20 protein-coding genes are annotated in these 19,180 nt (G+C 70.1%); 7 read left to right on the forward strand and 13 right to left on the reverse strand.

The genetic code is table 11. From position 1 onward, the window contains the following. Positions 1 to 15: 15 nt before the first annotated feature. Entirely contained in the window at positions 16 to 816 is an 801-nt protein-coding gene (locus FCG67_RS01465) for an electron transfer flavoprotein subunit beta/FixA family protein (protein WP_136906486.1), read from the reverse strand. A gap of 244 nt (positions 817 to 1,060) precedes the next feature. Here FCG67_RS01465 and FCG67_RS01470 point away from each other — a divergent pair, with 244 nt between their 5' ends. From FCG67_RS01470 to FCG67_RS01480, 3 genes are read left to right on the forward strand one after another with little or no spacing between them, the layout of a single operon-like run. Next, positions 1,061 to 1,900: a class I SAM-dependent methyltransferase gene (locus tag FCG67_RS01470; protein ID WP_425467777.1), complete on the forward strand. Its 840-nt coding sequence runs from the start codon at positions 1,061 to 1,063 to the stop codon at positions 1,898 to 1,900. A 32-nt stretch (positions 1,901 to 1,932) separates the two neighbouring features. Next, entirely contained in the window at positions 1,933 to 3,462 is a 1,530-nt protein-coding gene (locus FCG67_RS01475) for a 1,4-alpha-glucan branching protein domain-containing protein (RefSeq protein ID WP_136907132.1), read from the forward strand. Beyond that, positions 3,459 to 4,703 (forward strand): glycosyltransferase family 4 protein, encoded by a 1,245-nt coding sequence (locus FCG67_RS01480; protein ID WP_136906490.1) that lies wholly within the window; start codon positions 3,459 to 3,461, stop codon positions 4,701 to 4,703. The genes FCG67_RS01475 and FCG67_RS01480 overlap by 4 nt, the downstream gene beginning before the upstream one ends. A gap of 69 nt (positions 4,704 to 4,772) precedes the next feature. On the opposite strand, the gene FCG67_RS01485 is transcribed toward FCG67_RS01480, so the two are convergent. Continuing rightward, on the reverse strand, positions 4,773 to 5,516 hold the full coding sequence (locus FCG67_RS01485) for an acyltransferase (protein WP_097213611.1): 744 nt from the start codon (positions 5,514 to 5,516) through the stop codon (positions 4,773 to 4,775). Positions 5,517 to 5,532: 16 nt separating this feature from the next. Next, positions 5,533 to 5,784 (reverse strand): hypothetical protein, encoded by a 252-nt coding sequence (locus FCG67_RS01490; protein WP_136906492.1) that lies wholly within the window; start codon positions 5,782 to 5,784, stop codon positions 5,533 to 5,535. A 353-nt stretch (positions 5,785 to 6,137) separates the two neighbouring features. On the opposite strand from FCG67_RS01490, the gene FCG67_RS01495 reads away from it, so the two are divergent. Then, entirely contained in the window at positions 6,138 to 7,436 is a 1,299-nt protein-coding gene (locus FCG67_RS01495; protein ID WP_136906494.1) for an outer membrane protein assembly factor BamB family protein, read from the forward strand. Here FCG67_RS01495 and FCG67_RS01500 read toward each other — a convergent pair. From FCG67_RS01500 to FCG67_RS01535, 8 genes are all read right to left on the reverse strand, one after another. Continuing rightward, entirely contained in the window at positions 7,433 to 8,593 is a 1,161-nt protein-coding gene (locus tag FCG67_RS01500) for a class I SAM-dependent methyltransferase (RefSeq protein ID WP_136906496.1), read from the reverse strand. The genes FCG67_RS01495 and FCG67_RS01500 overlap by 4 nt on opposite strands. Next, positions 8,593 to 9,573 carry a class I SAM-dependent methyltransferase gene (locus FCG67_RS01505; RefSeq protein WP_136906498.1) on the reverse strand — a complete coding sequence of 327 codons (981 nt, stop codon included), beginning with the start codon at positions 9,571 to 9,573 and terminating at the stop codon, positions 8,593 to 8,595. The genes FCG67_RS01500 and FCG67_RS01505 overlap by 1 nt, the downstream gene beginning before the upstream one ends. 65 nt (positions 9,574 to 9,638) lie before the next feature. After that, positions 9,639 to 10,418 carry an enoyl-CoA hydratase/isomerase family protein gene (locus FCG67_RS01510; protein ID WP_077041129.1) on the reverse strand — a complete coding sequence of 260 codons (780 nt, stop codon included), beginning with the start codon at positions 10,416 to 10,418 and terminating at the stop codon, positions 9,639 to 9,641. Positions 10,419 to 10,428: 10 nt separating this feature from the next. After that, positions 10,429 to 11,241: an NUDIX hydrolase gene (locus tag FCG67_RS01515; RefSeq protein WP_136906500.1), complete on the reverse strand. Its 813-nt coding sequence runs from the start codon at positions 11,239 to 11,241 to the stop codon at positions 10,429 to 10,431. A gap of 72 nt (positions 11,242 to 11,313) precedes the next feature. Beyond that, the gene (locus FCG67_RS01520; RefSeq protein ID WP_027499165.1) at positions 11,314 to 12,144 is read right to left on the reverse strand and encodes an ABC transporter ATP-binding protein; all 831 of its coding nucleotides are present in this window, start codon (positions 12,142 to 12,144) and stop codon (positions 11,314 to 11,316) included. A gap of 71 nt (positions 12,145 to 12,215) precedes the next feature. Next, the gene (gene yczE / locus FCG67_RS01525; protein ID WP_246044733.1) at positions 12,216 to 12,878 is read right to left on the reverse strand and encodes a membrane protein YczE; all 663 of its coding nucleotides are present in this window, start codon (positions 12,876 to 12,878) and stop codon (positions 12,216 to 12,218) included. 92 nt (positions 12,879 to 12,970) lie between these two features. Next, a complete protein-coding gene (locus FCG67_RS01530; RefSeq protein WP_246044736.1) occupies positions 12,971 to 13,513 on the reverse strand; it encodes a hypothetical protein in 543 nt (180 codons plus the stop codon). Further along, a complete protein-coding gene (locus FCG67_RS01535) occupies positions 13,510 to 14,322 on the reverse strand; it encodes a MerR family transcriptional regulator (RefSeq protein ID WP_136906502.1) in 813 nt (270 codons plus the stop codon). The genes FCG67_RS01530 and FCG67_RS01535 overlap by 4 nt, the downstream gene beginning before the upstream one ends. A 172-nt stretch (positions 14,323 to 14,494) precedes the next feature. Here FCG67_RS01535 and FCG67_RS01540 point away from each other — a divergent pair, with 172 nt between their 5' ends. The 3 genes from FCG67_RS01540 to FCG67_RS01550 are packed head-to-tail and all read left to right on the forward strand — an operon-like array spanning position 14,495 to position 17,128. Beyond that, a complete protein-coding gene (locus tag FCG67_RS01540; protein ID WP_136906504.1) occupies positions 14,495 to 15,316 on the forward strand; it encodes an ABC transporter permease in 822 nt (273 codons plus the stop codon). Between the two features lie 26 nt (positions 15,317 to 15,342). Continuing rightward, entirely contained in the window at positions 15,343 to 16,071 is a 729-nt protein-coding gene (locus FCG67_RS01545; RefSeq protein WP_136906506.1) for an ABC transporter ATP-binding protein, read from the forward strand. 58 nt (positions 16,072 to 16,129) lie between these two features. Further along, positions 16,130 to 17,128 carry an ABC transporter substrate-binding protein gene (locus FCG67_RS01550; RefSeq protein ID WP_246044738.1) on the forward strand — a complete coding sequence of 333 codons (999 nt, stop codon included), beginning with the start codon at positions 16,130 to 16,132 and terminating at the stop codon, positions 17,126 to 17,128. Between the two features lie 12 nt (positions 17,129 to 17,140). Here the strand turns inward: FCG67_RS01550 and FCG67_RS01555 are convergent, their stop codons facing one another. Both FCG67_RS01555 and serB read right to left on the reverse strand, forming a co-directional pair. After that, positions 17,141 to 17,890: an aminoacyl-tRNA hydrolase gene (locus FCG67_RS01555; RefSeq protein ID WP_136906508.1), complete on the reverse strand. Its 750-nt coding sequence runs from the start codon at positions 17,888 to 17,890 to the stop codon at positions 17,141 to 17,143. Further along, positions 17,890 to 19,110, reverse strand: a complete 1,221-nt coding sequence (gene serB / locus FCG67_RS01560; protein WP_097213618.1) for a phosphoserine phosphatase SerB — start codon at positions 19,108 to 19,110, stop codon at positions 17,890 to 17,892. Before serB ends, FCG67_RS01555 begins: the two co-directional genes overlap by 1 nt. Positions 19,111 to 19,180 lie beyond the last annotated feature (70 nt).

The following is a 19,180-nucleotide window of genomic DNA, read 5'->3' on the forward strand; positions in this document are numbered from 1 at the left end:
GGTTGAGGGGCGCGATCAGATGATCTTCTGGCCGACGAGGTAAGCGGCGATCTTGCTGCCGCCATCGCCCTCGTCGGCGACGCGCTCACCAGCGGTACGCGGGGGCTTGGGGGTGGACGCGGTGACGGTGGTGCCCGCGTTCGCGACGCCAACGGTCTCCGGGTCGACGCCGAGGTCGGCGAGGGTGAGGACCGAAACTTCCTTCTTCTTCGCGGCCATGATGCCCTTGAAGGACGGGAAGCGCGGCTCGTTGATCTTCTCGGTGACCGAGACGATGGCGGGCAGCGAGGCCTCGAGGCCGAAGATGCCCTCGTCGGTCTCGCGCTCGCCGGTGACCTTGCCGTCGGCGACGGTGAGCTTGCGCAGCTGGGTGAGCTGCGGGATGCCGAGGTACTCGGCGATGATGGCCGGAACGGCGCCGACGCGGCCGTCGGTGGCCTCGTTGCCTGCGATGATCAGGTCCGCAGGCTCATCGTTCTCGAAGCCGATCTGGCCGAGCGCGGCGGCCAGGGTCCAGCCGGTCTGGATGGCGTCGGAGCCGTGCAGGGCCGGGTCGTTGATGTGAACGGCCTTGTCGGCACCCATGGACAGCGCCTTGCGGATGGCATCGGTGGCGCGGTCCGGGCCGGCGGACAGCACGGTCACCTCGCCCCCCTGCGCCTCCTTGATGAGCAGGGCCTCCTCGACCGCGCGCTCGTTGATCTCGTCGAGCACGGCGTCCGCGGCCTCGCGGTCCAGCGTGAAGTCACCATCGGTGAGCTTGCGCTCGGACCAGGTGTCAGGAACCTGCTTGATCAAAACGACGATGTTCGTCATGGGTCTTCGTCGACCTCCTGTGTATTTCTGCCTGATGATCGAGAGCAGCTCCACGCCGAGGAGGAGCGCTCGCGTAACCGTCTCGTTCGCACGTCGGGTGTGCGTCAGATTACCCCATGTTAAGTTACCCGCTAGTAACTTGGGTGGGAAACCTCGTCCACCATAACGGCCAGGAGGATCATTCATGCCTGTGATGTGGACCACCCCGACCAGTTCTGACACCGAGGGCACTAACCTCCCAACGGTGAGCGATTCATCTGTCTCGACCCCGGCCATGTCCGTCGACGCCGATAACCACCCGACGGCTGCCGAGGCGACCCCGCAGCCGAGCGAAGCGACCCTGCCGCTGACCGGCGAGCGCACCGTCCCGGGCGTGCCCGAGGAGAACTACTGGTTCCGCCGTCACGAGGTGGTGTACCGACAGCTGCTCGAGCGCTGCGCCGGCCGCGCCGTCCTCGAGGCCGGGTCCGGAGAAGGCTACGGCGCCAACATGATTGCCGACGTGGCCGAGAAGGTCATCGGGCTCGACTACGACACCTCCGCCGTCGAGCACGTGCGGGCCCGATACCCGCGCATCGACATGCGCCAGGGCAACCTCGCGGACCTCCCGCTGCCCGACGCCAGCGTCGGGATCGTGGTCAACTTCCAGGTGATCGAGCACCTGTGGGACCAGGCCCAGTTCCTGGCCGAGTGCTTCCGCGTGCTCACCCCCGGCGGCGAGCTGCTGATCAGCACCCCGAACCGGATCACCTTCTCCCCCGGCCGGGACACCCCGCTCAACCCGTTCCACACCCGCGAGCTCAACGCCGCCGAGATGACCGAGCTCCTCGAGGAGGCCGGCTTCGTCGTCGACCTGATGACCGGCGTGCACCACGGCTCCCGCCTGCGCGAGCTCGATGCCAAGCACGGCGGCTCCTTCATCGACGCCCAGATCGACCGCGCGCTGGCGGGCGAGCCGTGGCCTGCGGACCTCGTCGCCGACGTCGAGGCCATCACCGTGGACGACTTCGCGCTCACCGAGCCCGACATCGACGCCAGCCTGGACCTGGTCGCCATCGCGCGGAAGCCCGCGGTGTCAGGGTGAGCCAGCCGACCGGAGTTGCGCAGGAACCGGGCATGTTCTGCCTGGTCCTGCACTCACACCTGCCGTGGTTGGCGAACCACGGCCGGTGGCCCGTCGGCGAGGAATGGCTCTACCAGTCCTGGGCGGCCACCTACCTGCCCGTCGCCCGCGTGCTGCGCACGCTCGCCGCGGAAGGCCGCACCCGGCTGCTCAGCCTCGGCATCACCCCGGTGCTGGCGGCCCAGCTCGACGACCCGCACTGCCTGGCCGGGATGCACCACTGGCTTGGCAACTGGCAGCTGCGCGCCCACGAGGCAGCGGGTATGCGCGACCAGGCGCACCGCGACCTCGGCGCCCGCGAGCACCGACTCGCCGCGGAGGCGCTGACCGACTTCGAGGAGCGCTGGGCGCACGGCGGCTCGCCGGTGCTGCGCGGGCTCGTCGACGCCGACGCCATCGAGCTCCTCGGTGGACCGCTGGCCCATCCGTTCCAGCCGCTGCTCCATCCACGGCTGCGCTCGTTCCAGCTCAGCGAGGGCCTCGCCGACGCCAAGGCACGTTGGGGCACAAAGCCCTCCGGGATCTGGGCACCCGAGTGCGGCTACACGCCCGGAATGGAACGGGAATACGACGCCGCCGGCGTGCAGCACTTCATGGTGGACGGCCCGTCGCTGCGCGGGGACACCTCCCTCGGCCGCCCGGTCCGCGAATCCGACGTGGTGGCCTTCGGCCGCGACCTGCAGGTCTCGTACCGGGTGTGGTCGCCGAAGTCGGGCTACCCGGGCGACGGCGCCTACCGCGACTTCCACACCTACGACCACGACACCGGCCTCAAGCCCGCACGGGTCACCGGCCGCACCGTCGACTCGAAGGACAAGGCGCCGTACGACCCCGAGCTCGCGGCCGCCGCCATCGATCGACACGTCGCGGACTTCGTCGACACGGTCAGGTCCCGGATGCGCTCGGAGAGCGAACGCATCGGCAGGCCCGCGCTCGTGGTGGCCGCCTTCGACACCGAACTGTTCGGACACTGGTGGTTCGAGGGTCCGCAGTGGCTGGAGAAGGTCCTGCGCGCGCTGCCTGAGGCGGGCATCCCGGTCGGCACCCTCTCCGATGCCAGGGCGGCCGGCTTCGTCGGCGAACCCGTCCAGCTCGCCGACTCCTCCTGGGGCAGCGGCAAGGACTGGCGGGTCTGGGCCGGCGATCAGGTCGCCGACCTCGTGCAGCTGAACACCGAGGTCGTGCAGACCGCGCTGGACGCGGTGGACAAGGCCCGCGGGGCGCAGCGCGCGCCCGGTCGGCCGGAGCTGCGCGATCGCGTCAACGACCAGATCCTGCGCGAGGCCATCATGACCGTGCAGAGCGACTGGGCGTTCATGGTCAGCAAGGACTCCGCCGCCGGGTACGCCCGTGACCGCGCACACCTGCACGCCCACGCCACCCGGGAGATCGCGGGCGCCGTCGCCGCGGGTCACCTGGACCGGGCGCGGCAGCTGGCCGACGGCTGGAACCACGCCGACGGGCTGTTCCCCTCGCTGGACGCCCGGCGACTCCCCGACGACGCGATCGGTGGTCCCGCATGAAGGTCCTGATGGTCTCCTGGGAGTACCCGCCGGTGGTGGTCGGCGGGCTCGGCAGGCACGTGCACCACCTGGCCACCGAGCTGGTGCAGGCCGGCCACGAGGTGGTCGTGCTCTCGCGGCGCCCCACCGGCACCGACGCGTCCACCCACCCGACCATCACCCACATCTCGGAGGGCGTGCTGGTGGTGGCGGTCGCCGAGGACCCGGCGCACTTCGTGTTCGGCGAGGACATGCTGGCCTGGACCCTCGCGATGGGGCACGCCATGGTGCGCGCGGGCGTCGCGCTCGGCAAGCCCGGGCTCGGCGACGGCTGGCAGCCCGATGTCGTGCACGCGCACGACTGGCTGGTCGCGCATCCCGCGATCGCGCTGGCCGAGTACTTCGACGTGCCGCTGGTCTCCACGCTGCACGCCACCGAGGCCGGCAGGCACAGCGGCTGGATCTCCGGGACGATCAACCGTCAGGTGCACTCCGTGGAGTGGTGGCTGGCAAACGAGTCGGACGCGATCATCACCTGCTCCGCCTCGATGGAGGAGGAGGTCACCGAGCTCTACGGTCCGCAATTGCCGCCGATCACGGTGATCCGCAACGGGATCGACGTCACCACCTGGAACTACCGGCAGCGCGCGCCGCGCTCCGGCCCGCCGCGGCTGCTGTTCGTCGGCAGGCTCGAGTACGAGAAGGGCGTGCAGGACATCATCGCTGCGCTGCCCCGGATCCGGCGCAGCCACCCGGGCACCACGCTGGCCGTCGCGGGCGAGGGCACCCAGTTCGAGTGGCTTCAGCAGGAGGCGCGGTCCAACCGGGTCCTGCGCTCGGTGGCCTTCCTCGGCAGTCTCGACCACACTGAGCTGCTGGGCTGGCTGCACGCGGCGGACGCGATCGTGCTGCCCAGCCGGTACGAGCCGTTCGGCATCATCGCGCTCGAGGCGGCGGCGGCGGGCACCCCGCTGGTCACCTCCACCGCGGGCGGGCTCGGCGAGGCCGTCGTCGACGGCGTCACCGGCATGTCCTTCCTACCCGGCGACGTCGAGGGGCTGACGTCGGCGGTGCGCGAGGTGCTCGACGATCCCGCGGCCGCGCAGCGCCGGGCCGACGCGGCCCGCGAACGGCTCACCGCCGACTTCGACTGGCACAGCGTCGCGCTCGACACCGCGCAGGTCTACCTGAGCGCCAAGCGACGGGTGCGACACCCGTTGGCGCGCCCCGACATCCCGCAGCGGCCGCTCCCCGGCCGGTAGGCGGCTCCGCCGCCTGTGCGCGGTTGACGAGTCCCTGGACTCGTCAACCGCGCACAGGCGCGCAGCGCCTCAGCGTGCTGCCGCGGCTTTCTTGCGCTCGATGTCCTCGAGGGCGGCGATGTACTTGGCCCGCTCGGCCGCGCCTGCCTCCCAGGCCTCCTTGCGGTTCTTGACGACCTTGACGGGCGCGCCGACCGCGATGCTGTAATCCGGGATCTCGCCCTTGACCACCGCGTGCGCGCCGAGCACGCACCCGCGGCCGACGATCGTGTTCCGCAGCACGGTCACCTTGGCGGCGACCCAGGTGTCCGGACCGATCCGAACCGGGCCTTTCACGATGCCCTGGTCCTTGATCGGGACGTTGACGTCGTCCATCCGGTGGTCGAAGTCGCAGATGTAGCACCAGTCCGCGACCAGGGTTGAAGCGCCGATCTCGATGTCGAGGTAGGTATTGACGACATTGTCCTTGCCGAAGACGACCTTGTCGCCGATGCGCAGGGAACCCTCGTGGCAGCGGATCGCGTTGCCGTCGCCGATGTGCACCCAGCGGCCGATCTCGAGCCGCGACAGTTCGGGAGTCGAGTGGATCTCCACGTTCTTGCCGAGGAAGACCATGCCGCGCAGGATCACGTGCGGGTTCGCGAGCTTGAACTTGGCCAGCCGGTAGTAGCGCACCAGGTACCAGGGCGTGTACGCCTTGTTCTCGAGCACCCATCGCAGGGAGTCACGAGTCAGGAACTTCGCCTGCTCGCTGTCGGTCCGACGTGATCCCCGCCACCTCGTGCGCAACGGTGCGCCCCACATGCTGGTCATGCCATGCAGCCTACGGTCAGCGAATGTGAGCTCCGCGACGGCCCACTCCGCCGCCCCCGCCGAGCCATCCGCCGCCTCCCAGCAGCGCCGCGACCAGCGCCGCCGTCACCGCGACCACGATGACCGCGAGCAGGGAGGACGTCATCACGCCGATCAGCGTCGCGGCGCCGACGATCAGGCCGACGACGATCACCACCCCCGCCTGAGGCGTGCCGAGCAGGTGATTGTCGTTCGCGTCGACGCGCGGCGAACGGCGCGGCGCACTCAAATCTCCACCCCCTGGCCCTTCCATGTCGCCATTCAAACACAATTGCGACCGGAATTGTGCGTTTCTGTCGGCTAACTATCGCAATCCGATACGGAATGTACCGAAATCACGTTCCAATCACAGGAGGCGCCGGACCTGCTCCATCGCGCCACAATTGGACGCTTGTCATCACGCTGTCCATTGAATTCTGAACCACTCACATTTCGTCCGCGGACCCCGACTGGCGATCGGCACGCCCGATTGTCCTGCGTTCAACGGATAGTCGATCCGCATTCCGCGAAGGGGCGGGTTCACACCCCCCGGGTCTCGGCCGGATAGTCTGCACCGAGCGAAATCCACACGAGGAGTGTTGAATGCGGCGTGTTCTCCGGTCGGCAGCGGTGTCGCTGACGGCAGTTTCGGCGCTGATCATCGGCGGCTGCAGCAGCGCACCACCGCTCGATGACGCCTACGCACCGAGCGGATGGCCCGCCATGCACGCGGACGCCCGCAACAGCGGCACCAGCCCCGCCGAGGGGGCCCGGTCGATCTCCTTCGACTGGTCGCGCCCGATCGGCGCACCGACCGCGACGGCAGCCTCGGTCGCATCGAACGGCCAGATCTTCGTCACCTCGCGCAGCGAGAACGGCTGCAACCTCTTCTCGTTCGAGATCGAGACCGGCCGCAAGCGCTGGTGCAACCGGCTCGGCCCCGGCGTCGCGGTCTCGACCCCTCTCGTCGACCGCGTCACGAATGTGTACGTCGGCGAGGACGGCGCCATGAACTCCTTCAACGAGCACGGTCAGCTGCGCTGGCGCACCGTGGTGAGCGGGACGCCGCTGTCCGCCCAGTTCACCGCCGACGGAAACCTGCTGTTCGTCACGCATTTCGGCGTCGTCTCGGTGCTCAGCACCCAGACCGGCAAGGAGATCGTGCCGTCGTACCAGCTGATCCCGACGCCGACCTACGACGTCGCCCAGAACGTCCCGCTGCCGCCCGCCGCGCAGGGACTCGAGCAGTGCTTCTTCGGCGCCCCCGAGTGCCCCGTCTCGACGGCACCGTCCATCGACCTCGCCACCGGCAGGTTCTTCGTCACCGTCTGGCGACCGGGCCGCCCGCACACCGAGCTGGTCGGCCTGCGGTACGCCGACGGCCGGATCAGCGAGGACTGGTCCTCCGACGCGCTGCCCGGCGGTGTGACGTCCAGCCCGGTGATCTCCGCCGACGGGACGACGCTCTACGCAAACGACAGCGCGGGCACGCTGTGGGCGCTCGATTCCGAGACCGGCGAGCCCCGCTGGAGCAACGACCTCGGGTTCGCCGCCGCGGGCAGCCCCACTGTCGCCGCGGACGGCCTGATCATCCCGGCCGGCTCTGACAAGGGCCACCTGCTCGCCCTCGAGGACAAGGGTGACCACGCCGAGTTGCTGTGGGAGCGAAAGGACGTCGTTCAGCTCGGCGTCCCTGCGCAGACCGGCGGCTCGACCGGCTACACCGTCGTGCGCGAGGGCAACACCGGTCTCGCGGTGCTCACCTTCGACACCGATACCGGCGAGACGCTCGACCAGGACACCCTGCCGGGCGCCGAGGGCTTCACCGTCGGCACGTCGATCGGACCCGGCGGCGAGGTCGTCACCCCCACCCTGATCGGCGAGGTGTTCGTCCTCCGCTAGAGCCGGACGCCCGCGGCGCAGACGAACGCGACCGGGGTGCGGCCGATCCGGGTCAGCACCACGCTCAGCGAGGCCGAGCCGCGCAGCTTCAGCCTGGGGCGCAACACCGCGGGGTCCACGTCGACGCCGCGCACCAGGATCTCGGCCACCCCGCAGTCGAGGCGGGCGAGCTCCTGACGCAGCGCCTTCTCGGAGTACTTGAGCTGCTCGATGATCCGGAACCCGCGCACGCCGGGGGGCACCGCGTCGCCGGTGAGGTACGCGATCCGCGGGTCGAGCTGCCAGAGCCCGTGCCGGGCCGCGTAATGCCGCACCAGGCCCGCGCGCACCACCGCCCCGTCCGGGTCGACGATCCACTCCCCCGGTCCGCGCTCGGGGATCTCGTCCGGTTCGGCGTCGGTCAGCTCCCAGGCGGTGTCCGCGGTCAGCACGGTCGCGCGACGACGAACCCCCGCCCCCGCGAGCCCGGGCGACCACAGGCAGGCCTCGCGCACGCCCCCGTCGAGCGAGACGATCTCCACCTCGCCGGGCCACTCCAGCGCGTCGTAGTCCAGTCCGGGAGCGCATTTCACCGACAGGTCGCGGCCGCGGTACGCCTCCAGCAGGTCCGGCAGCGGCGGCTGCAGGGCGGCCGGGTCGTGCCTGCGCCTGCCGCCCGCCCGCCTGGCCGGATCGGCGAGGACGACGGTGTCGCGGGTGCACGGCACCAACGCGTCCGCGCGGACGACCGTCGCGCCGGGCACGTTGTGCTGCGCCATCGCCAGGCGCACCGGGTCGAGATCGCTGCCGATCACCGCGCTCGCGATGCCGACCAGGGCGGACAGTTCCGCTCCCACCGAGCAGGTCACGTCGTGCACGGCCCGGCCGGCCACCCGCTCGGCCCGCCTGCGCGCGACCACCGAGGGCGTCGTCTGCTGCAGCGCGTCATCGGTGAACAGCCAGTCCCGGCCACCGTCGATCTTGCCGACGGCCTTGCGGCGCAGCAGCACCGTCTCGACCAGGGCACCGGAGCGGTCGGCAAAACGCGCACGCACCCGGCCGATGTCGGCCAGGTGCGTGCGTGTCGAGAGTTCGAGCCGATCCACCTCGGCGAGGGCGGCGATGCCGTCCTCGGACGTCAGGTACCGCACGTCCTCCCGGGTGAACTCGTATCCCACTACTTCGGTTCGGGCTTCACGCCGGTGATCATCACGTTGTAGAAGAAGTTGCGCGGGACGATGTGCTTGAGCAGCTTCTCGTCGACCCAGCTCAGCGTCTTGAATCCACCGAACGCGAACTTGGCCCAGCCCCAGCCGAGCTTCTCCGGCGGAACCGCCGCCTCGAAGGTCCGCACCGGCCAGCCCAGCAGCGCCGCGGCGAACTCCTCGGTGATGGCCCGTACCTCGGTGCCGCCTGCCGACTTCGCCATGTTCTCGAGGTCGGTGGGGTCGAAGGTGTGGATGTCGACGACGGCCTCGAGTGCCGCGGCGCGGGAGGACTCGTCGAGCTCTTCCTGCGGACGACGCCAGCTGGCCAGGAACGGCAGCTTGGTGACCGTGGTGGTGGCCTCCCAGGTCGCGCGACCGAGCCAGCGGGCGTAGAAGTTGCCGACCGTGGAGGGCTCGCCTGCGAAGACGAATCGGCCGCCCGGCTTGAGCACCCGAAGGACCTCGCGCAGCGACTGCTCGACGTCCGGGATGTGATGCAACACCGCGTGACCGACGACGAGGTCGAAGGTGTTGTCGTCGTACGGGATCCGCTCGGCGTCCGCGACGCGACCGTCGACCTTCAGGCCGAGGTGCTCGGCGTTGCGCAACGCGACCTTGACCATGCCGGGCGAGAGATCGGTGACGGAGCCGGTCTTGGCGACCCCGCCCTGCATCAGGTTGAGCAGGAAGAAGCCGGTGCCGCAGCCCAGTTCCAGCGCCCGCTCGTACGGCAGCGGCAGGTCCCCTGCGACGGCGTCGAACCGGCCCTTGGCGTAGTCGATGCAGCGCTCGTCGTACGAGATGGACCACTTGTCGTCGTACGTCTCGGCCTCCCAGTCGTGGTACAGGACCTGGGCGAGCTTGGTGTCCTTACGAGCGGCCTCGACCTCTTCGGCGGTGGCGTGCGGACGCGGCGCGGGATCGATTCCGTCATTCGGGCTTGCAGTCATGGGTGAGAGCCTACCGGGTAGTAAGGAGTGTGAACAGGTTCTAGTTTTGTGCGGGTGCCGGGCCGCTACTTGCCCGTGAACTGCGCCTTACCCGGGCCGTTCGCCACGAAGGACTCCATGCCGATCGTCCGGTCCTCGGTCGCGAAGAGCTGCGCGAACTGCTGCGCCTCGATCTTGAGCCCGGTGTTCAGGTCCGTGTCGAGACCCTGATCGATGGACGCCTTGGCCGCGGCAAGTGCGCGGCTCGCGGCGCCGACGAACTGCGAAGCCCACTTGCGGGCCGCGTTGTAGACCTCGTCGGGGGCGACCATCTCGTCGATCAGGCCGATCGCGAGGGCCTCCTCGGCACCGACGAACCGTCCGGTGAACACCAGGTCCTTGGCCTTGCTGGGGCCGATGAGTCGGGCCAGGCGCTGGGTACCGCCGCCGCCGGGGATCACGCCGAGCAGCACCTCGGGGACGCCGACCTTGGCGTTGTCGCCCGCGATCCGGCGATCCGCGCCGAGCGCGATCTCCAGGCCGCCGCCGAGGGCGTAGCCGGTGATCGCGGCGACGGTCGGCTTCGGGATCTCGGAGATGCAGCCGAGCGCCGACTGCAGGTCACCCGCGACCGGGCTCATCTCGGCGAAGGACATCTCCGCCATCTCCTTGATGTCCGCGCCTGCCGCGAACACCTTCTCGCCGCCGTACACGATGACCGCCTTGACGTCGGCGTTGACGGTGGCCTCGCGGGCCGCGGCCCGGAGCTCCTCCTGCAACTGACGGTTCAGCGCGTTCATCGGGGGGCGCGCGAGCCGGATGGTGCCGATGCCGTCGGATACCTCGAGAGTCACAAACTCAGCCATGAAGCGAAGGCTACCTTTCGCCCCACGGGTGCGCCCCGGCGGCGTAGTACGGATCCTGACCGGGGAATCGCACCCGCCACGAGCCGTCCTCCTCCTGGTACAGCGTCGGCAGGATCACCGGGATCTCCGGCTCGGCGGCGAGAACGTCTGCGACGGTGGCGTATTCGCCGATCGAGCTCAGCTGGCTCCAGGTCGGCGGGAGCAGCATGGTGCGCCCCTCGATCCAGTCCGTGATGGCCTGTGCCGGGGTCTGCCAGGTGACCTCGGCGGCCTCCGACGTCTCGCCGTCCGCGATCTGACCGGCCGGGGCCGCGGCCACGAAGAAACGGGTGTCGTAGCGCCTGCCCTCGCCGACCGGGGTGATCCAATTCGCCCACGGCCGAAGCAGATCCGCGCGCAGTACCAGGTTCTCGCGGGCGAGGAACTCGCTGAACGAGAACTCGCGGGCCTCCAACTGCTTCCGTGCCTGCGCGTAGCCGGCGGTGTCCGCGACGACGGTGTCCGCGGTCGGCCCGGCCAGCAGCACGCCGCACTCCTCGAAGGTCTCCCGCACCGCCGCGCAGACCAGCGCCTTCGCCCTGCTCTCGTCGACGCCGAACCGCTCGGCCCACCAGGAGACCGGAGGGCCGGTCCAGGCCACGTCCGCGTCGGCGTCCTGCGGGTCGACGCCGCCGCCGGGGAACACGGTCATGCCACCGGCGAAGGCCATCCCACCCACGCGCCGGAGCAGGAACACCTCGGGCCCGGACTCGGAGTCGCGCACCAGGATGACGGTGGAGGCGTCCTTCGGGGGGACTTCGGGGTGTGCTTCAAAAGTGGCCATGTGTCGGACGTTACAACGCCACCGCGCCGGTTAGTTCGCGCGGCTCAAGAAAGTGGCCTCCCGCGGGGTGCCTCAGCGGCGGTGCTGGCCCGGCAGCCGGGTGCGCCTGGCGAAGAACCGGCCGTCCACCTTGTCCAGGCTGATCGCCTGGCTGAACGCGTGTGTCAGGTTCTCCGCCGTGATCACGTCGTCGATCAGACCCTGCGAGACGACCTCGCCCTCCTTGAGCAGCAACGCGTGCGTGAAGCCAGGCGGGATCTCCTCGACGTGGTGGGTGATGAGCACGGTCGCGGGCGCGTCCGGGTCGGCGGCCAGGTCCGAGAGCCGCGCCACGAGCTCCTCGCGCCCGCCCAGGTCCAGCCCGGCCGCCGGCTCGTCGAGCAGCAGCAGTTCCGGATCTGTCATCAGGGCCCGCGCGATCAGTACGCGCTTGCGCTCCCCCTCCGACAGCGTGCCGTAGGTCCGGTTCGCCAGGTGCTCGGCGCCCAGGCTCTCGAGCATCTCCACCGCGCGGGTGGTGTCCATCTCCTCGTAGCGTTCCCGCCACCGGCCGAGCACGGCGTAGCCGGCCGAGACGACCAGGTCGCGCACCACCTCGTCGGCGGGCACCCGGTGTGCGAGCGAGGAGGACGAGAGCCCGATCCGCGGTCGCAGCTCGGTGACGTCGACGCGGCCGAGGACCTCGCCGAGCAGGTGCGCCTTGCCCGAGGTCGGGTGCACCTCGGCGGCCGCGATCCGCAGCAGCGAGGTCTTGCCCGCGCCGTTGGGCCCGAGCACAACCCATTTCTCGTCGAGCTCCACCTTCCACGTCACGGGGCCGACCAGGGTCACACCGCCACGGCGGATGAGTACGTCGTCGAAATCGATGAGCAGATCGGGATCAAGTTCGGACACGACGCCCATCTTGACCTACCCGCTCGCGGCGCACGCGTCAGGACCGGGTTGCGTGTCGCCGGTCCGGCACGCCGCGCAGGTCAACGGGCCGGGCAATCCTCGCGTGCGACGGCGGGCACCGACATCGCCGGCGCCGCACCGCCGCCGCCACGGTTCGGACCGAGCCGGTTCAGGAGGCCCATCATCAGCTGGATCAGGGGTCCGATGCCGAGCGCGTAGACGACGGTGCCCACCCCGACGGTGCCGCCGAGCATCCAGCCGGTCGCCAGCACGGCCACCTCGAGTCCGGTGCGGACCAACCGCACCGACAGCCCGGTGCGCGCGACCAGCCCGGTCATCAACCCGTCCCGCGGCCCGGGGCCGAGCCCGGCACCGATGTAGAGCGCCGCCGCGAACGCATTGAGGACGACCGCGAACAGCATCACCGGAATCCGGGTGGCCAGCGTGTCCAGTTCGGGGAGCAGGGCCAGCGAGGTATCCACCGCTACCGCGATCACCACGACGTTCGCGACCGTGCCGAAGCCGGGGCGCTGGCGGATCGGGATCCAGAGCAGCAGCACCGCAGCACCGGTCAGAGCGGTGACGGTGCCGAAGCTCAGCGACGTCCGCTGCGCCACACCCTGGTGAAACACGTCCCAGGGGTCGAGCCCGAGCCCGGCGACGACCATCAGCGCCATCGAGAAACCGTAGAGCCACAGTCCGACGAAGAGCGCGGCGAGACGGGAGGGCAGGCGGGTGAGCATGGCGGCCAGTCTCCCGACAACTGGACCGTCAACAAAGAGCCACTTCACCATCGCTGGACTGCACGAGTGGTACTCCTTGTCACGCCAACCGGTCAGGTCCTCACGGCATCGAGCCGATCGAGCATCGCCCGCGGATCGTCCAGATGCAGGCTCACGCCCATGATCACGGTCGGTTCGTCACGGCGGAAGGCGATCGGGACACCGCTACGAAAGTCGATGTCGAGAACCGTGCCGTCCGGGCCCGGCAGGTACAGGCGGCCGTCGCGTACTTCCTCGTCGGTGCGGTCGAACCGCCTGATCAGCCTCGTGGCGCCGATCTCGACGAGATCGACGGTTGCCACGACCGCCGAACCCTGTCGGAGGACGAGCTCCGTCTCGGTGACCAGGTGCGGGTGCACCGCTCGCCCGGCGAGCCAGCCGACGACCGCGATGAGGGAGCCGACCGTCGCGACCAGCAGCGTCACGCGCAGCCACTGCCAGGGCACCAGCAGATGGATCGCCACCGCCTCGATCAGCCCGGCGACCATGAACGCGAGCGGGAGCACGGCGGTGCCCTTGCTGTATCCGAACGCGGCTGCCTGACCGTGCCGATCGTCCACCTGTCCCCTGACCCACATCCGCACCGCGGCGATCACGGGGTGGCCTCGACGTCCAGCCCCGACCCGAGCCGTTCGAGGACACGCGTCAGGACCTCACATTGCGCCGGGTCCGGTACCAACTCGGCGACCGTCATCATCGGACGCGGGCCAGGGGCCACGGACTCGACGTCACCGATCAAGCCCGTTCCGACATACTCGTGAGCGATCACGGCCGCGAGTTCCTCAGCGAGAGAGCCGATCTCCTCGCTTACTGCAGCGGGATCAGCCCCGACCAGTGCCCCGAACCGCCGATAGAGTCCGATCATCGCCGCGCGCGAGCCCGGATCCGAGAGCACCCGCGTCGCGGCGTCGAAGAGCGCGGAGGGACCCGTCCCGGAAACGGCGAGCAGTTCCCAGGCATCCCGCTCGCGTTCGAACTCACGGCGTGTTCTGGGATCGCCTTCCGCCGAGATCAATTCGGAGAAGGCCACGGCCAGCTCGGCGGGTAGTGGCGAGACGGGCCGACCCTCGCGGTGCGCGTCGAGCATCTCCTGCAGCCGCCGCCGTTGGCCGCCCAGGCGATCGAGTTCGGCATCGATGCCGTCGATGAGCACCGTCAGGTCATCGCCGAGGTCGTCCGTATCACCCTCCGCGCGGGCCGATTCCATGATCGTGGCGATCGAACCGAGCGGGATCCCCGCGGCGGCCAGCCATCGAATGCGGAGCAGCCTGATCAGATCCGGCAACTCGTAGGCGCGATAGCCGTTGGAGAGCCGTCTCGGCTCCTCGAGAAGCCCGAGACGGTGATAGTGCCGGATTGTCCGAGGGGTGATTCCGGCCGTCTGGGCCAGGTCGCCGATTCGCATGAACCCAGCATCGACCATGACGCTGCGTCATGGTCAAGCCATACCCGCGCCGGGCCCGTCCCCCTACAGATTCCGTCTCACTGATTTCAACCCTTCCCGCGGCCGAGGCGTTCGCCGAGGATTCGTCACCGGCCCGTCACCGCGATGGGCACCGCGACAGCCTGGAGGTGCGATGCTCGTCGAGACCGGCCGGGACCCGGCACCCACCGCACGGGAACCCGCCCGGACCCCGGGCCGGCGCAGGCCCGGATTCCTGCGGGCGCTGGCCCCCCTTGCCCTGCTGATCGCCTGGCAGATCGGCAGCCAGAGCGGCTTGCTCTCCGAGCGCACGCTGCCTGCACCGTCCGTCGTCGTCGCGGCGGGACTGGAGGTGTACCGGTCCGGCGCCCTCGGTGACGCGCTGCTCGTCTCCGGACAGCGCGTGCTGCTGGGCTTCATCCTCGGGGCGGCCCTCGGGGTCGGCCTCGGGATCGTCGCGGGTCTCGGCCGGCTCGGCGAGTACGTGATCGATCCACCGCTGCAGATGCTCCGCACGGTGCCCCTGTTCGGCCTGATCCCGCTGTTCATCATCTGGTTCGGCATCGGGGAGACGCCGAAGGTGTACCTCATCGCCCTCGGCGTCGCGTTCCCGCTGTACCTCAACACCTTTTCCGGTATCCGCCACCTGGACCCGAAGCTCCTCGAGCTGAGCCGGGTACTCGGACTGAGCACCGGTGAGCGGCTGCGCACCCTCGTCATCCCGGGCGCGCTCCCCCAGATCCTCGTCGGTCTGCGGCAGAGCCTCGGCATCGCCTGGCTCTCGCTCATCGTCGCGGAGCAGATCAACGCCAGTGAGGGCCTCGGCTACATCGTCAACAACGCCAGGGAATTCCTCCGCACCGACATCGTCATCTTCGGGTTGATCGTCTACGGCGTGCTCGGGCTGATCACCGACTCGATCGTGCGCTCACTCGAGCTTCGGGCCTTGCGCTGGCAGCCGCACCCACCCCGCTGACCCAGCACGAACAAGGAGCTGATTCCATGACCGACGTCCTCAGTCCCCCCACCGCGGCCGCGCACGTGTCGGGCCTGCACAAGAGTTTCGACGGCCGGGTGGTCCTCGACGGCGTCGACCTCGACGTTGCCAGGGGCGAGATCGTCGCGCTGCTCGGCACGAGCGGCTCCGGCAAGTCGACGCTGCTACGGGCGATCGCAGGCCTCTCCGACGGCCACGAGGGAACGGTGGCGGTCGACGGCCGACCCGCCGTCGCCTTCCAGGAACCGAGGCTGGTGCCCTGGCTGAGGGTGAGCAGGAACGTCGAGCTCGGACTGCGCGACCGGCGCCGCACACCCGCCCGTCTCGCGAAGGCCCGGCGGGTGCTCGAGGAGGTCGGTCTCGGCCATCGGCTCGACGCGTGGCCGCTCACGCTGTCCGGCGGTGAGGCTCAGCGGGCCGCACTGGCGCGGGCCCTCGTCGCCGAACCGACCCTGCTGCTGCTCGACGAGCCGTTCGGTGCGCTCGACGCACTCACCAAGCTCTCCATGCACGGTCTGCTGCTGCGACTGTTCGACGAGCACGACCTCGGCGTGCTGCTCGTCACCCACGATGTGACGGAGGCGGTGGCCCTGGCCGACCGTGTGCTGGTACTCGACGGCGGACGCATCGGGCACGAGGTGCCGATCGACCTGCCCCGCCCGCGACAGCACGCCGCCCCGGAGGCCGCGGTGTACGCGGGACGCCTGCTCACCCTCCTGGGGGTCGAGGCCTGACATCCCACCGCATTCGCCCACCGAGACCCGAACCGATGACGAAGAAGAAAGCAGCACAGTGAAATTCCGCTCCCCCCGCCTGCGCCTCACCGGCGTCGCCCTGATCGCCGCGACCTCCCTGCTCCTCGGCGCCTGCAGCAGCGGCGGCGACACGACGGCGGACGCCGCCCCGACCGGTCCCGTTGACCTGTCGGCGGTGACGCTCAAGGTCGGTGACCAGAAGGCCATCTCCATCGAGGTCCTGCTCCGGGCTGCGGGCCAGCTGGAGAACCTGCCCTACAAGCTCGAGTTCTCCACCTTCACCGCTGGTCTCCCGCTCGTGGAGGCCGCAAGCGCGGGCGGCATCGACCTGGCCCAGACCGGCAACACCCCGGTGATCTTCGGCGCCGCCTCGAAGGCGAACATCAAGATCGTCGGAGCCCTCGAGGCAACCGGCAGGGGCGACGCCATCCTGGTCGGTAAGGACTCCGCGGCGCGCTCGGTCGCCGACCTCAAGGGCAAGAAGGTCGCGGTCTTCAAGGGCAGCTCCGCCCACGCGAACCTGCTACTGCAACTGCAGAAGTCGGGCCTGACGACACGGGACATCGAGGTCGTGTTCCTCACGCCCGCGGACGGGTATGCCTCGCTGACCAAGGGCGACGTGGACGCCTGGGCGACCTGGGATCCGTACACCGCGATCGCCGAGAAGGACTCCGGCGCACGGGTGATCGCCACCGCAGATCAGGCCGCCAACGGGTACAACTTCTGGGCGGCCTCCGCCGACGCGATCGCGGACCCCGGCAAGGCCGCCGCCATCGAGGACTTCTTCACCCGCTACGCGGCGGCGACGACCTGGTCGCAGGCCAACCTCGACGAATGGTCGACGAAGTACGCGGAACTCACCTCGATCAGCCCGGAAGCTTCCCGTACCACCTGGACGCGGTCGATCAAGCAGCCGATCCCGTTGACCGACAAGGTGATCGCGTCCGAGCAGGAGATCGCCGACGCCTTCACCGCGGCGGGCGACATACCCGGCACGGTGGATTTCGCCGCGGCAGTGGACAAGCGGTTCGACTGACCAACCGGCGGGTCAGGGGTGGGCGATCACCGTCATCGAGCCCGGGGCCACCTCGGTGTACCCGGCGTCGCGCACGGCGATCGCCCGCCGCTGCGCCACCAGCTCACCGAGGGCCGCCCACTGCGCCGGATCGGCGTCCCGCACACTGCAGCGGTAGCCGTCGAGCGACCAGGCCAAGGCCCGCTCGGGGTCCATCGCACCCGCCAACAGCATCGACGCGTGCCCGACCTGGGCCGCGGCCTTGCCGACGGTCATCTCCAGGGAACGGTTCACCCACAGCACAGGCAGGCCCGACACCGGTTCGCCCGGCTCGTCGTGCTCGAGGTCGGTGCCGCCGATCTGGAGTTTGCGGACGCGCTGATCGACCTCGCCGACCGGGCCGGGCACGATGGCCCTGGCCTGCGCCCCGTCGACCTCGACCGTGACGCCGTCCACCTGCTGCGCGGCGAGCCACTGCGCTCCCCTGGCCCGGCGCGCGACCTTCCGGATCCGCGAGCCCGTCCAGTCGAGCAGGGGCTGCTGCCACGGGCCCGGCTCGCCGTCGTCGGTCGTGCCTGCCCGCTCGTCGAGGCACAGCGCGACGGTCGCCGCGGCCGCGGCCGCCAGCAGTGCGCTGCGCGCGGGCGGGTGCACCTTGGTGATGTGCAGGACCATCGGCATCGCCAGCACCTGCGCCAGGTCTTCCGGGTCCACGCGGCCGCCGTAGCCGGCCGCGAGCACCGCGTGCCGGTCCAGGAAGCCGGCGGGGGGGCGCTCGCCCATCAGAGCGGCACCCGGCGCACCAGTCCGTCCTCGGCGTCGGCCGCCTCCACCTCGTGGCGGGTCACGCCGAGGATGAACAGCACCGCATCGAGGAACGGATGCGAGAGCGCCGCGTCCGCCACCTCCCGCAGTGCCGGCTTGGCGTTGAACGCGACCCCGAGGCCCGCGGCGTTGAGCATGTCGATGTCGTTGGCGCCGTCCCCGACGGCGACGGTCTGCTCCATCGCGACGCCGGACTGGGCGGCGAACTTGCGCAGCGCGACGGCCTTCGCGGCCCGGTCGACGACATCGCCGATCACCCGGCCGGTCAGCTTGCCGTCGACGATCTCGAGGGTGTTCGCCTCGACGAAATCCAGCTCCAGCTCGTGCGCGAGTCCCTCGATCACCTGGCGGAAGCCGCCGGAGACCACGCCGCAGTGGAACCCGAGCCTGCGCAGCGTCCGGATGGTGGTGCGGGCGCCGGGGGTCAGCTCGAGCGACTCACCCACCTCATCGATGACCGAGGCGTCGAGCCCGGCCAGCACCGCGACCCGCTGGTGCAGCGACTCGGTGAAGTCGATCTCGCCGCGCATCGCGGCCTCGGTGACGGCACGGACCTCCTCCTCCTTGCCTGCGCGGGCGGCGAGCATCTCGATGACCTCGCCCTGCACCAGGGTGGAGTCCACGTCGAAGACGATGAGCCGCTTCGCGCGTCGGGCCAGCCCGGCCCGCTCCACGGCGACATCCACGGCCTCCCCGACGGCCACCTCGGACAGTCCGGTGCGCAGGGCGGCGTCCGCCTCGGCGCCGGTGTTGGCGGCGGTCACCATCAGCTCGAGACCGGTCACCGGGTAGTCGGCGATGCCTCGGATGGAGTCGATGTTCGCGCCCTGCTTGGCGAGTTCACGGGCGATCGTGCTGAACGAGCGGGCCGTGACCGGGCTGCCGAGCACCACCACCGCATGGGTGGACGGCGCGGGCCGGGCCGCGGCGAACGAGCCGGACTCGACATCGACCTGCATGCCGACGGTGGCCATCGCCCCCTCGAGTTCGTCCTGGAGCGCGTCGGCGTCGTTCGGGTAGGACACCAGGACGCCCAGCGTCAGGCGCCCCCGGATGACCACCTGCTCCACGTCCAGCAGGCTCACGCGGTGACGCGAGAGCGCCGCGAGCAGCACGGACGTGACGCCGGGGCGGTCCGGTCCGGTGACCGTGACCAACACCGTGGTGTCTGAACCCACCGAGAACTCCCTCCATCCCGCGGCACAGACCGCGGATTCGAACCCATTGTGCCAATCACAAGGCCCCGCC

This window comes from Rhodococcus oryzae (genome assembly GCF_005049235.1).
GTDB classification, from domain to species: domain Bacteria; phylum Actinomycetota; class Actinomycetes; order Mycobacteriales; family Mycobacteriaceae; genus Rhodococcus_G; species Rhodococcus_G oryzae.